The organism is Pseudomonas sp. H26/SER47-MNA-CIBAN-0231 (genome assembly GCF_040310465.1).
GTDB classification, from domain to species: domain Bacteria; phylum Pseudomonadota; class Gammaproteobacteria; order Pseudomonadales; family Pseudomonadaceae; genus Aquipseudomonas; species Aquipseudomonas atacamensis.
This window is the reverse complement of record NZ_JBEOPW010000013.1, coordinates 73,952-87,004: the sequence shown is the minus strand read 5'-3', so window position 1 is coordinate 87,004 and position 13,053 is coordinate 73,952. Positions and strand designations below refer to the sequence as shown.

At 59.8% G+C, this 13,053-nt stretch carries 10 protein-coding genes and 1 tRNA gene; 1 reads left to right on the top strand and 10 read right to left on the bottom strand.

From position 1 onward, the window contains the following. Positions 1-600: 600 nt before the first annotated feature. From ampE to AAEZ10_RS19180, 3 genes are all read right to left on the bottom strand, one after another. Entirely contained in the window at positions 601-1,440 is an 840-nt protein-coding gene (gene ampE, locus AAEZ10_RS19190) for a regulatory signaling modulator protein AmpE (RefSeq protein ID WP_350570517.1), read from the bottom strand. Further along, positions 1,437-1,997: a 1,6-anhydro-N-acetylmuramyl-L-alanine amidase AmpD gene (gene ampD / locus AAEZ10_RS19185; protein WP_350570515.1), complete on the bottom strand. Its 561-nt coding sequence runs from the start codon at positions 1,995-1,997 to the stop codon at positions 1,437-1,439. Before ampD ends, ampE begins: the two co-directional genes overlap by 4 nt. A gap of 64 nt (positions 1,998-2,061) precedes the next feature. Beyond that, a complete protein-coding gene (locus tag AAEZ10_RS19180) occupies positions 2,062-4,239 on the bottom strand; it encodes a DUF1631 domain-containing protein (RefSeq protein WP_350570513.1) in 2,178 nt (725 codons plus the stop codon). Between the two features lie 267 nt (positions 4,240-4,506). Between AAEZ10_RS19180 and nadC the strand changes: the two genes are divergently transcribed. After that, on the top strand, positions 4,507-5,355 hold the full coding sequence (gene nadC / locus AAEZ10_RS19175; RefSeq protein ID WP_110646634.1) for a carboxylating nicotinate-nucleotide diphosphorylase: 849 nt from the start codon (positions 4,507-4,509) through the stop codon (positions 5,353-5,355). A 48-nt stretch (positions 5,356-5,403) separates the two neighbouring features. On the opposite strand, the gene AAEZ10_RS19170 is transcribed toward nadC, so the two are convergent. From AAEZ10_RS19170 to infB, 7 genes are all read right to left on the bottom strand, one after another. Beyond that, positions 5,404-5,703 (bottom strand): DUF6388 family protein, encoded by a 300-nt coding sequence (locus AAEZ10_RS19170; protein WP_073473849.1) that lies wholly within the window; start codon positions 5,701-5,703, stop codon positions 5,404-5,406. Between the two features lie 229 nt (positions 5,704-5,932). Next, positions 5,933-6,008, bottom strand: a tRNA-Thr gene (locus AAEZ10_RS19165). Positions 6,009-6,300: 292 nt separating this feature from the next. Then, positions 6,301-8,406 carry a polyribonucleotide nucleotidyltransferase gene (gene pnp, locus AAEZ10_RS19160; protein WP_024011572.1) on the bottom strand — a complete coding sequence of 702 codons (2,106 nt, stop codon included), beginning with the start codon at positions 8,404-8,406 and terminating at the stop codon, positions 6,301-6,303. A 204-nt stretch (positions 8,407-8,610) separates the two neighbouring features. After that, entirely contained in the window at positions 8,611-8,880 is a 270-nt protein-coding gene (gene rpsO / locus AAEZ10_RS19155) for a 30S ribosomal protein S15 (protein ID WP_016771751.1), read from the bottom strand. Positions 8,881-9,022: 142 nt separating this feature from the next. After that, positions 9,023-9,940: a tRNA pseudouridine(55) synthase TruB gene (gene truB / locus AAEZ10_RS19150; protein WP_024011571.1), complete on the bottom strand. Its 918-nt coding sequence runs from the start codon at positions 9,938-9,940 to the stop codon at positions 9,023-9,025. 4 nt (positions 9,941-9,944) lie between these two features. Next, complete coding sequence (gene rbfA, locus AAEZ10_RS19145; RefSeq protein ID WP_016771753.1) at positions 9,945-10,346, bottom strand: 30S ribosome-binding factor RbfA; 402 nt, start codon at positions 10,344-10,346, stop codon at positions 9,945-9,947. Between the two features lie 159 nt (positions 10,347-10,505). Further along, complete coding sequence (gene infB / locus AAEZ10_RS19140) at positions 10,506-13,034, bottom strand: translation initiation factor IF-2 (RefSeq protein ID WP_024011570.1); 2,529 nt, start codon at positions 13,032-13,034, stop codon at positions 10,506-10,508. Between the last annotated feature and the right edge of the window lie 19 nt (positions 13,035-13,053).

Sequence of the window (13,053 nt, the reverse complement as noted above, 5' to 3'; positions counted from 1 at the left end):
CATTTCATCGCGCTTGGCCTCGAACTGCTTGATCTGCTCGGGATCTTCGGTCATCGCCGTCAGCCCTTCGAGGCGCGCGAGCACAGCCTGCTCCAGCGTCTGGATCTGCGCTTCGACATTGCCGGCCTTGCCGGACTGGCCGAGGGTGACGTCGATCTGCACCAGATTGTTCAAGGTCTCCAGATCCCGGCGCAGGCTCAGGCTGCTGCCCAGCAGGTCGAGGCTTTGCAGTTCGACGCGGGTGCCCTGAAATTCGCGATAGGAGTCGCGCACCAGATAGAAATTGGTCACCAGCATCGGCACCAGGAACAGCACGCTGATCAGGCTGAACTTCATGCCGAAGCTCAGACGGTTCATCAGCGAGACGGCGGGATAGAGCAAGCTCTTCACTGGAAGTCTCCCTTGGTTTTTCTTGTTTTTATTGGCAGGCGCGGGACGACAGCAGATAGCCACTATCGGGCGCTATCTCTGTATAGCGTAAATCGGCGGGAGGTTTTGTAACTTATGGTTACTGATGAATGGTGGAACAGGGTTTTCAGGGCTGCGGCGCAGCCCCTCGGGGATGAATCCCCTCGCCACAATGAGTTTCACTCTGGCTTATCAGTGAACCAGAACCGTCCACAAGGCAAACCCGGCATACCACAGCACCGCCGCGCGCAGCAGCAGTTCCCACAGGCAATCGAGGGTGTTTATGCCGTCCGGGCCGACCACTGGCGGTGGAACTTCCCCGGCGGCCAGGCCGACCTTGTTGATCAACTGCGCAGCGCTGATGTTCCAGTTCAGCAGCTCATGCAGCATCACTCGGCTGACCGCGACGAAGTTGCCGACCAACGCAAGACTTGCCGCCAGCAAACGAACCGGCACCCAATCGAAAGCGTGACGCAATTGCGCAGCACGCTCGACCAGCGCCGGATTGCAGCCGTGCTCTTCGGCCAGCGCCAACAAGCGATAAGCCAATGCCGCCACCGGCCCGAGGAGGAAGTACCAGAAGATCACCGCGAAGAAACTCTGATACGCCTGCCACAGCAGATGCCCCTGCACTTGCTCAAGCAATTGCTCGCCACTGTCGGCGCAGATGTCCAGGTCGCGCTTGGCCACGTGGGCCGCCGCTTGCAGATCCTCACGGCGCCAGGCATCGCGGAACGGTCCGAGTCCGCCGAGCAGGTCGCCACGCCCGAGGCTGTTAATCACCACCAGCAAATGCACCGGCAGCGCCAGCAAACCGTACGCCACCGGTTCCAGCACCAGCAGCAACAGCGCCAGCAACGCCACCGGGCACAGCACCAGAATCGTCAGCACCAGCCACGGTTGCCTGGCCAGCCGTTTGCTGTTTTCGAGTTTGTGCAGTTCGCGGATCCATCCGCCGTCGCGTTGAAGCCGATGGCGCAGGGCCGAAAACTTCTCGATCCACACCGCCAGCAGTAACACCAGAAAACTCATTGTCCTTCCTCTTTTGCCAGGGCTGCGCGGTAGCGTGCCCAGTCGAATGCCGGTCCTGGATCGGTCTTGCGCCCCGGCGCGATATCGCTGTGGCCACAGATACGCTGATCGGTTATCGCCGGAAAGCGCTTCTGCAACTGCCGGGTCAGCGCAGTCAACGCTCGATACTGTTCATCGGTAAACGGCAGATCATCGGTGCCTTCCAGCTCGATGCCGACGGAAAAATCGTTACAGGTTTCACGACCCTCGAACACTGAAACGCCTGCGTGCCACGCCCGCTCCAGACAGGAGACAAACTGGGTGACCTTGCCGTCACGTTCGATCAGAAAATGCGCCGATACGCGCAGGTCAGCGATGCCTGGAAAGTAGGGGTGTTCGGTGACATCCAGACGATTCTGGAAAAACTCCTGCACCTTGCCCGTGGCGAATTGCGCCGGCGGCAGGCTGATGTTGTGGATGACCAACAGGGACACTTCGCCCGCCGGGCGCTCATTGAAGTTGGGTGACGGGCAGATCTGCACGCCATGACACCACCCGCTCGCGGGATCCAACTGCATACCGATTCCTTCAACGCCGACCATGTGGGCGCCCAGTATGCCGCGATCCGCCCCCGGCGCGCGATCACTTGCCGCGATTGAGTCGCCGCAGGTCGCCCAGCACCGATTCCAGTGCGCGGTCGAACAGCAAGGTGTCATCCAGCGCACGCGCGGCGCCTCGGCTGAAAGCCAAGGCGAGGTCGGTGCGGCTGTGCTCCAGCACCTTCGTCCCGGTGCGGTCGACGAAGACATATTTGCCGGTCTCTTCGATGATCGCGGCGAGTTTGCAACGCAAGGTCTGTTCCTCGTCTGCGTCGAACACCACCCAGTTGCCCACACGCAACTGCTCGACCTGAGACAGACCGGCAGCGTCTTGCGCCAGGCGCGGCGCCGGGGTGGCTGCTGCCTGGTCGGCACTGTGCTGCAAGACCTCGGGCGTGACTTCGATCAGCGGCATGGCGCTGTGATCGGCATCGTCGGAACGTTCCAGCACGCGTACGTGCAGAGCCTCCAGTTCACTGAAAAATTCGCTGGTGGCAAACGGGTCGAACGCGGTGCTGCTCAGGCCATCGCGCAGTGACTTGAGCAAACCCGGGACCAGTGCCAGCAGGCGCAGGCTGGATTCGCCGTCGTCATGGCGCTGCACGCTCCAGACCAACTGTTCCATGGTCTGCACGTCGGCGTGCCATTCGGCGGACTGATCACCGTGCTTGAGGCAGGTCAGCAACAGCACTTTGCTCCAGGCCTGCTGGACGAAACTCACCACCGTCGCCGGCAGCACTTTGCCCAGTAACGCCTGTTGCAACGCCTGCGCGACACGCCGCTGAGCCAGCTCGGCCTTCGCCCGGCCTTCCTCGGCGTCCCGCAAGCGTTGTTCCAGCAGTTCAGTGCGACGGCGTTCTTCCTGAGTGAAGGCGAGGAAGTCGGCGAGCAGTTCGGAGAAGATCGCCGGGTCGTCGACAAACTCGCTGAGCAAGCGCTGTACCACTTGCTCGATGCGCACATAGAGGTTGTCGCGCTCAGCGCCGTCGCAATCGCTCCAGCCCATTGCGGCCTCGGCGATTTCGTTGAGCAGGCGCCGCGCCGGGTGCGTGCTGCGGCTGAAGAAACTCTTGTCGAGCACGGCGACCTTGAGCATCGGAATCTGCAATCGGCCGATCAGCGCCTTGAGCGCGTCAGGCACGTTGCGATCGTCGAGGATGCAGTCGAAGACCATGGCGATCAGGTTGATCACATCTTCGTCGGCAGTCGCGACGACGCGGGAGCGGCCACTTCTGACGCTGACCCGGGTCAGCAGTTGCTCGAGCTGATGGCGCAGATCGAAATCTTCCTGAGCCTCCAGCGCCGGTACGTATTGCTGCAAGTGCGACAACAAACGCAACAGGTCGCGGGTGTTGATCGGATGCGCCGGGGCGCCGGGCTCCAGGGTCGGTGTGACGCGGCCGCGCACCTGGGCGAGCAATTGCTGCATCGCGGCGAACACTTCCTCGATGCCTTCGTCCGCTGGCGGCTCGTCGAGATCTTCAATCAATGTGTCGCTGTCCGCAGGCTCGACCATGCGACGAGCCACGGCGGGCTTCAGATGTGGCAACACGCCGGTGGCGAGCAACAGCTGATTGGCCTCGCCATACAGCTGCTCGGTGTCAGCCAGCACATAGCGTTCGAACAGCTTGAGCAGGATCAGCTTGACCTTGATCTCGACGCCGAGATTACGCCCGGCCTGCAGGAAGTATTCGCAGAGCATCGCCGGACTCAGCGGGTTGTGCTGATCGTCCAGACGCTTGCCGAGCATCGAGCTGAAGCGTGCGGTCAGTTGATCGAGAGCGAAGCCGTCGCGCTTGAGCACGCGACTGACCATGGTCTGCACGGCCACGGTGCGCTCCATGGCATCGGTGCGCGGCGCCGACTCTTCGAGCACCGGCGTGCGTGGCAGGGTGTTGGCGGCGGGGTCGTATTGGGTAAGGCCGGCGAAAGCCTCAAAGAACAGTTCAAGAAAGCCGCGCTCGATATTCTTGCGCTTGAGGCGCAGGTCGCGCATGGCTTCGAAAAAGATGTTCTGATCGACATCGTTGCGCGCCCGGTCGGCCATTTCGAACAGCGTGTCGTCAGCGTTATCGAACAGCTCCTGCAAATCGTGGCGCAGCTGCTGGGCAGCCTTGTCGCGAACCTGCAGCAGAATCACCGGCAAGCGGGCAAGCGGCGAGTGGTCCGCCAAATCGGCAGTCGCCCGGTGCAAAGGCACCACTTTCCCGTCGTTGCGCATCCAAGCCTCCTGGAACGGTGATTCGGTTCGTCGCTTTCGACACTGCCCCAGCGGAGTCGTTCGTCAAAGCCATGACGTCAAATACAAGGCGGATTATCTGGCAAAAGAGGCCGGCGATGCTATAGGCCTCAGGGTTTCCCCTATACGCCATACACCTCGCACTCAGCGCAGGAAAATCGACCAGATGCGCCAGGCACGCACGTTCTCGCCTTGGGTTGGCTCGCGCCCTGCCCCTATAATCGAACCACTTTGTTTGTGGAGTCCGTTATGCCGAATCTACGTCTCGCCGATCTGACCGCCGAAATCGAAAACAACGTGCGCCGTGCGTTGCTCGAAGACGTCGGCAGCGGCGACATCACCGCGCAACTGATCCCGGCCGAACGCCTGGCCAAAGCCACCATCATCACCCGTGACGACGCCGTCATCTGCGGCACCGCATGGGTCGATGCGGTGTTTCGCCAGCTCGATCCCCGCGTGGCGGTTCATTGGCAAGTGGTCGACGGCCAGCGGGTCAAAGCCAATCAGCCGCTGTTTCATCTGGAAGGCCCGGCGCGCTCACTGCTGACCGGTGAACGCAGCGCATTGAACTTCCTCCAGTTGCTGTCCGGCGTGGCGACGCGCGCGCAGTACCTGGCGGACTTCGTCGGCGAGACTCAGGTCAAGTTGCTCGACACCCGCAAAACCCTGCCCGGCCTGCGTCTGGCACAGAAATACGCCGTAACCTGCGGCGGCTGCCACAACCATCGCATCGGTCTCTACGACGCCTTCCTGATCAAGGAAAACCACATCGCCGCCAGCGGTGGCATCGCCGAAGCCGTGGCCGCCGCACACAAGATCGCCCCGGGCAAACCGGTTGAGATCGAGGTGGAAAGTCTTGAAGAGCTGAAGCAGGCGCTGGAAGCCGACGCCGACATCATCATGCTCGACGAACTGAGCCTGGACGACATGCGCGAAGCGGTTCGCCTGACCGCCGGCAAAGCGAAACTGGAAGCCAGCGGCGGCATCAACGAAAGCACGCTGCTGCCGATCGCCGAAACGGGCGTGGATTACATTTCGATTGGTGCGATGACCAAGGATGTCAAAGCGGTGGACCTGTCGATGCGACTGAGCCTCTGAGCATTCGCGCAAGAAAAAACGCCAGCCTGTTGAGGCTGGCGTTTTTGTTCAGACCACCAGATTGTTCATCTCGCAGTACTCTTCCCACTCGACACCCAATACTTCCGCCGCTTCCTTGTGCAGCACGAGGCGCTGCGCCTCGAACTCCTCCGGCGTGCTCGTGTACTTGAGGGTCAGCTCCCACGGCTGCAAGCCCTGCGCTTCGGCTTCGTCTTCGAAGGACCACTGGATCTGGTCTTTCTGATCATCGGGACTCAGGTCCTTGATCTCATCCTTCAGGTCCGGCACATCCAGAAGGTATTTTTCCAGCGCTTGTTCGTGGCGTTGCTCTTGGGTCAATTCAGTCATGGGGTTCTCGCTGATCTTAGGAATGGAGGATGGATCTGGATCATCAAGGATCTCTCTGACGCGGACTGGCCGGCCTTCGGAACCATTCGGGATCATCTGAAAACTGCTAAGCGATGCTCATGCAGGCACCGAATATAGGACGTTTGCATGACGAATTACACGGCTCTTTACATCTCTTGCACAAAAAGCTGACCTGCGGAACATGTATCGACGTGGCACGCTGAGGAGTTGGTGCCCGAGACAGGAATCGAACCTGCGACCTTCGCGTTACGAGTGCGCTGCTCTACCGGCTGAGCTACACGGGCGGTGGGCTAAACCTAGCACCGGACTCGAGCTGCGGCAAATTTGTGGGTTGTCTGATGGTTTTCTTTTGAGAACCACATTTGTGGCGAGGGGATTTATCCCCGTTCGGCTGCGAAGCGGCCGTGAATCTGGCACCTCGGTGTTTCAGGCGCTCGGCAGTGTCTGGTTTTACGACTGCTTCGCAGCCGAACGGGGGATAAATCCCCTCGCCACAATTTCTTTATTTCAGATAAAAAAATGCCCCCGCCGTTTGCACGGCGGGGGCATCTTCATTGCGCTAAAGCGTTGGGGTGATTAAACGCCCGAAGCCTTGGCAGCTGCCACGTCTTTGATGGACAGCTTGATACGGCCGCGGTTGTCCACGTCCAGTACCAGCACTTCCACTTCCTGACCTTCTTTCAGAATGTCGGTGACTTTCTCTACGCGAGCGTCGCTCAGCATCGAGATGTGCACCAGACCGTCCTTGCCCGGCAGGATGTTCACGAATGCGCCGAAGTCGACGATACGCTCAACCTTGCCGACGTAGATCTTGCCGATCTCGGCTTCTGCAGTGATGCTCAGAACGCGCTGACGAGCAGCTTCTGCAGCATCCTTGGTTTCGCCGAAGATCTTGATCGAGCCGTCGTCTTCGATGTCGATCGAAGCCTTGGTTTCTTCGCAGATCGCACGGATGGTCGCGCCACCTTTACCGATAACGTCACGGATTTTGTCGGTGTCGATCTTCATCGCGATCATGGTCGGAGCGTTGGCCGACAGTTCGGTACGCGACTGGCCAATGATCTGGTTCATCTGGCCGAGGATGTTCAGGCGCGCTTCAAGGGCCTGGCCCAGAGCGATTTCCATGATCTCTTCGGTGATGCCCTTGATCTTGATGTCCATCTGCAGCGCAGTCACGCCTTTGGCGGTACCGGCTACCTTGAAGTCCATGTCGCCCAGGTGATCTTCGTCGCCGAGGATGTCGGTCAGAACGGCGAACTTCTCGCCCTCTTTAACCAGACCCATGGCGATACCGGCCACCGGTGCTTTCATCGGTACACCAGCGTCCATCAGTGCCAGGGAAGCACCGCACACGGAAGCCATCGAGCTCGAACCGTTGGATTCGGTGATTTCCGATACCACGCGGATGGTGTACGGGAACACGTCAGCGGCTGGCAGCATGGCCGAAACCGAACGACGGGCCAGACGGCCGTGACCGATTTCGCGACGACCGGCGCCCCCCATGCGACCACACTCGCCTACCGAGAACGGCGGGAAGTTGTAGTGCAGCATGAACGGGTCTTTCTTTTCGCCTTCCAGGGTGTCCAGCAGTTGCGCGTCACGGGCGGTGCCCAGTGTTGCCACAACCAGCGCCTGGGTTTCGCCACGGGTGAAAAGTGCCGAACCGTGAGTCTTTGGCAGCACGCCGACTTCGATGTTCAGCGGACGTACAGTCTTGGTGTCGCGACCGTCGATACGTGGCTTGCCGTTAACGATGTTTTCGCGAACGGTGCGGTATTCGATTTCGCCGAAGGCTGCTTTGACTTCAGCAGCGCTTGGCTGGCCTTCTTCACCGGACAGCTTGGCAACCACTTGGTCCTTCAGCTCACCCAGGCGAGCGTAACGGTCGGCCTTGATGGTGATGGTGTAAGCCTGGGAGATCGCTTCGCCGAACTCGGCACGGATAGCGCCCAGCAGTTCGGTGGCTTCTGGCGCAGGAGCCCAGTTCCAGGTTGGCTTGGCGGCTTCGGCAGCCAGTTCTTTCACAGCGTTGATCACAACCTGGAATTCGTCGTGAGCGAACAGTACCGCGCCCAGCATCTGGTCTTCGGTCAGCTCTTTGGCTTCCGATTCAACCATCAGCACGGCGTCGGAAGTACCGGCAACGACCATGTCCAGGCTCGAAGCGGCCTGCTGCTCGTAAGTCGGGTTCAGCAGGTAGCCGGTGCTTTCGTGGAAAGCCACGCGAGCGGCGCCGATCGGGCCGTCGAACGGAATGCCGGAAATGGCCAGGGCTGCCGAGGTACCGATCATCGCAGCGATGTCCGGATCGGTCTTCTTGCTGGTGGAAACGACGGTGCAGACAACCTGCACTTCGTTCATGAAGCCTTCTGGGAACAGCGGACGGATCGGACGGTCGATCAGTCGGGAAGTCAGGGTTTCTTTCTCGGAAGGACGGCCTTCACGCTTGAAGAAACCGCCAGGGATCTTACCGGCAGCGTAAGTCTTCTCCTGGTAATGAACGGACAGAGGGAAGAAGCCCTTGCCCGGATCGGCTTGCTTTGCACCGACAACAGTCACCAACACGCTGACGTCGTCGTCAACGGTGACCAATACTGCGCCGGAGGCCTGACGGGCGATACGGCCTGTCTCGAGGGTAACGGTCGATTGACCGAACTGGAATTTTTTGATTACCGGGTTCACGGTGTCCTACCTTCTTTGTGGCTCTTGGGGGAAACGGTTTCTTGCGAATTCTTGGGCAATCTCGGGAATCGGCCCGATGGCAATTGTCCGGGTGCTACAGGTAAAGCCATGCTGCAGATAAAACTTGAGGCTGGGAGCCTGCAAGGCGCCAGCGGAAAACCGCTGACGCCCGACAGACCACCAACCTCATAGCGCAATCGCTGATTAGCGACGCAGACCCAGGCGAGCGATCAGAGCGGCGTACCGGCTCACGTCCTTGCCTTTCAGGTAGTCCAGCAGCTTGCGACGCTGGTTAACCATGCGGATCAGACCACGACGGGAGTGGTGATCTTTACCGTTGGCCTTGAAGTGACCTTGCAGTTTGTTGATGTTGGCGGTCAGCAGTGCAACCTGCACTTCTGGCGAACCAGTGTCACCAACAGCTTGCTGGTAGTCAGCAACGATTTGAGCTTTTTCTTGAACGTCGAGAGCCATGAGGCAATCCTTCCTTATCAGGAAACTGTTTCAGGGAAACAGCTTCAACAGGCCAGGGACAAATCCCTGTATCTATAAATGAGTAGTGACCATGCCTGTTAACAGCCACACTCGCCGGCCCGCTTGCGCAGACCGGTTCCGGTCATTCTGACCGAATCAAGCGACGCGGCGCGATGCGCCCGTCTTCGCTCACTTCACCGATACCGATGAAGCGACCATTGTGATCCTGTACCCGCACCATGCCGAACTTCGGCGCATCCGGGGCACGTACCGGCTGGCCGTTGAGCCAGTAGAACGCACTCGCTTCGGAAAAGTGCAGCAACGGCCAATCCTGCAGGCCGCTGTCCGATGGCATCAGGAAGCGATCGACCGCTTCGTTGCCGCCTTCGGCATGTACCGCTTCCAGCTCTTCGAGGGTCACGGTCTGCGCCAGGGTGAAAGGCCCGGCCTGGGTCCGACGCAGTTCTGCGACGTACGCACCACAACCGAGTTGCTCACCGATATCCTCCACCAGGGTGCGAATATAGGTACCCTTGCTGCAGTCCACTGCAAGCCGCGCAGTATCGCCTTCGAAGGCCAGCAATTCCAAGCGCGCAATAGTAACAGAACGCGGTTCGCGCTCCACTACTTCGCCTGCACGTGCCAGTTTGTACAGCGGCTGGCCATCACGCTTGAGTGCCGAGTACATCGGCGGTATCTGACTGATTTGCCCGCGAAATTTCGGCAGAACCGCTTCGACATCGGCGCGACCAACGGTCACCGGACGTTCCTGCAAAACCTCACCTTCGGCATCGGCCGTAGTGGTGGTCTTGCCCAGTTGCGCCAGGGTCTCGTAGCCCTTGTCGGAATCGAGCAGGTATTGCGAGAACTTGGTCGCCTCGCCGAAGCACAGCGGCAACACGCCGGTGGCCAACGGATCGAGGCTGCCGGTGTGCCCGGCCTTCTCGGCATTGAGCAGCCAGCGCACCTTCTGCAATGCAGCGTTGGAGGTGAACCCCAATGGCTTGTCGAGCAGAATGATACCGCTGACGTTACGACGGATACGTTTGACCTGAGCCACCGAATTACTCCTTGGTGTCTTCAGGTGCTGGAGCGGCAACGTGCTGATTGTCTTCAGCCACGGCGCGCTCGATCAATGCCGACAAGTGCGCGCCACGCACGACAGATTCGTCGTAGTGGAAGTGCAATTGCGGCACGCTGCGCAGCTTCATTTCGCGGGCCAATTGCATACGCAGGAAGCCTGCGGCGGCGTTGAGCACCTTGATGCTTTGCGCGATGTCTTCAGCGTTGTCCTGGCCCATCACGGTGATGAAAATCTTCGCGTGACCGACGTCACGGGACACTTCCACAGCGGTAATGGTGACCAGGCCGACGCGCGGGTCTTTGACTTCGCGACGGATCAGTTGCGCCAGCTCGCGCTGCATCTGATCGCCGATACGTTGGGTACGGCTGTATTCTTTTGCCATGATTTGTTACCTGTTACTGCCCAGCGGTGAAACCCGCAAGGTCTGAAAGCGGCAAACGCCCGGCCTGACAAAAGCCAGACCGGGCGTTGCGTTTAGAGTCCGGACGCTGTGCCGTGCATTTGCATGCTACGGCCCATCGTGGCCCTTGAAGTGCGCGAGTCAGAGGCTGCGAGCAACCTGAACCTTCTCGAAGACTTCGATCTTGTCGCCGACTTTGACGTCGTTGTAGCTCTTCACGCCGATACCGCATTCCATGCCGGCACGTACTTCGGAAGCGTCATCCTTGAAGCGGCGCAGGGATTCCAGCTCGCCTTCGAAGATAACGATGTCTTCACGCAGTACACGGATCGGACGGTTACGGTGCACGACACCTTCGATCACCATGCAACCGGCGATCGCGCCAAACTTCGGCGAACGGAACACGTCACGCACTTCGGCCACACCCAGGATGTTCTCGCGAACATCGCTGCCGAGCATGCCGGTCAGGGCTTTCTTGACGTCTTCGATGATGTCGTAGATCACGTTGTAGTAACGCATATCCAGACCTTCCTGCTCGACGATCTTGCGAGCGCCGGCATCGGCACGCACGTTGAAGCCGAACAGTACAGCGTTGGAAGCCAGTGCCAGGTTGGCGTCGGATTCGGTGATACCACCGACACCGCCACCCACGACGCGCACTTGTACTTCGTCGTTGCCCAGGCCATTCAGGGCACCGTTCAACGCTTCCAGCGAACCACGGACGTCGGATTTGAGGACGATGTTGAGCGTCTTCTTCTCGGCCTGACCCATGTTTTCGAAGATGTTTTCCAGCTTGCCGGCGTGAGCGCGAGCCAGTTTGACTTCGCGGAACTTGCCTTGACGGAACAGAGCCACTTCACGGGCTTTCTTCTCGTCGGCAACCACGCTCATCTCGTCGCCAGCGTCCGGGGTACCGTCCAGGCCGAGGATCTCGACAGGGATGGATGGACCGGCTTCCTTGATTGGCTTGCCGTTCTCGTCGAGCATGGCACGTACACGGCCGTAGTTCGAACCGACCAGGACCATGTCGCCTTGACGCAGCGTACCGTCCTGAACCAGCACGGTTGCCACCGGGCCACGACCCTTGTCGAGACGCGATTCAACCACCACACCACGACCAGGAGCCGATGGAGTAGCTTTCAGCTCGAGAACTTCGGCCTGCAGCAGAACGGCTTCAAGCAGCTCGTCCACGCCAGTACCCATCTTCGCCGAAACCGGAACGAATGGTGTGTCGCCACCCCAGTCTTCGGAAGTCACGCCGTGAACCGACAGCTCGCTACGGATGCGATCGAGATCGGCGCCCGGCTTGTCGATCTTGTTCACTGCTACCACCAGCGGCACGCCAGCTGCCTGAGCATGCTGAACCGCTTCGATGGTTTGCGGCATCACGCCGTCGTCCGCTGCAACCACGAGGATCACGATGTCGGTCGCCTTGGCACCACGGGCACGCATTGCGGTAAACGCAGCGTGACCCGGGGTGTCGAGGAAAGTGACCATGCCGCGATCAGTCTCAACGTGGTATGCACCGATGTGCTGGGTGATACCGCCGGCTTCGCCAGCAGCTACCTTGGCACGACGGATGTAGTCGAGCAGGGAAGTCTTACCGTGGTCAACGTGGCCCATTACGGTCACGACTGGTGCACGGGAGAACGACTCACCTTCAAACTTCAGGGACTCGGCCAGGGAATCTTCCAGAGCGGTGTCGCTGACCAGGGTCACTTTGTGGCCCAGTTCTTCGGCTACCAGCTGAGCAGTTTCCTGATCAAGCACCTGGTTGATGGTCGCTGGGGTACCCAGTTTGAACATGAACTTGATGATTTCAGCCGCTTTGACCGACATCTGATTGGCCAGATCGCCAACCGTGATGGTCTCGCCGATCTGCACATCACGCACGACAGGGCCGGTCGGGCTCTGGAAACCGTGGGCGTTGCGCTTCTTCAGCTTGGCCTTGCCGCGACCACCACGACGGAAGCCATCGCTTTCTTCGTCGGTAGTGCGTGGCGCCACACGTGGCGCCGGGGCTTTTTCTTTGACCGATGCGCGATGCGGAGCGTTTTTGCGCTCGCCATCACCACCACCGCTGCGACGATTGTTGTCGTCGGCACGTGGCTTGTCCGGACGGCGCTGTTCGTTCTGCTTGTTGCGAACGTCAGCCGATGGAGCAGGAGCAGCAGCCACCGGTGCGCTTTCGCGAACAGGTTCGGCAGCGGCAGCCGGCGCCGCAACGGCGTCGCTGGCAGCGGTTTGCGCAGCAGCAGGCTGGCGACGCGCTTCTTCTTCGGCGCGTTGCTTGGCTTCTTCTTCAGCCTTCTGACGGGCAGCATTTTCTACTGCGCGACGCTCATCCAGTTCACGCTTGCGCTCGGCTTCGATTTCTTCCGGGCTGCGCTGTACGAAAACTTTCTTCTTGCGAACTTCAACGCTGATGCTCTTGCTACCAGCCACACGAAGGGTGCTGGTGGTTTTACGCTGCAGCGTGATCTTGCGTGGTTCTTCCACTTTCGCCTTGTGACTGCTCTTCAAGTGAGTCAGCAGGGATTGCTTCTCACTGTCAGTCACATTTTCGTCGGCGGCGGTGTGCGGCAGACCTGCCTCACGCATCTGCTGCAACAGGCGCTCTACCGGTGTTTTGACCTCATCGGCCAGTTGTTTCACCGTGACTTGCGTCATGCACTTCTCTCCTCAGGCC

Coding starts and splice junctions, on each gene's coding strand:
- ampE (WP_350570517.1), bottom strand. CDS start 1,440: ATGAGTTTTCTGGTGTTACTGCTGGCGGTGTGGATCGAGAAGTTTTCG.
- ampD (WP_350570515.1), bottom strand. CDS start 1,997: ATGCAGTTGGATCCCGCGAGCGGGTGGTGTCATGGCGTGCAGATCTGC.
- AAEZ10_RS19180 (WP_350570513.1), bottom strand. CDS start 4,239: ATGCGCAACGACGGGAAAGTGGTGCCTTTGCACCGGGCGACTGCCGAT.
- nadC (WP_110646634.1), top strand. CDS start 4,507: ATGCCGAATCTACGTCTCGCCGATCTGACCGCCGAAATCGAAAACAAC.
- AAEZ10_RS19170 (WP_073473849.1), bottom strand. CDS start 5,703: ATGACTGAATTGACCCAAGAGCAACGCCACGAACAAGCGCTGGAAAAA.
- rpsO (WP_016771751.1), bottom strand. CDS start 8,880: ATGGCTCTCGACGTTCAAGAAAAAGCTCAAATCGTTGCTGACTACCAG.
- rbfA (WP_016771753.1), bottom strand. CDS start 10,346: ATGGCAAAAGAATACAGCCGTACCCAACGTATCGGCGATCAGATGCAG.
- infB (WP_024011570.1), bottom strand. CDS start 13,034: ATGACGCAAGTCACGGTGAAACAACTGGCCGATGAGGTCAAAACACCG.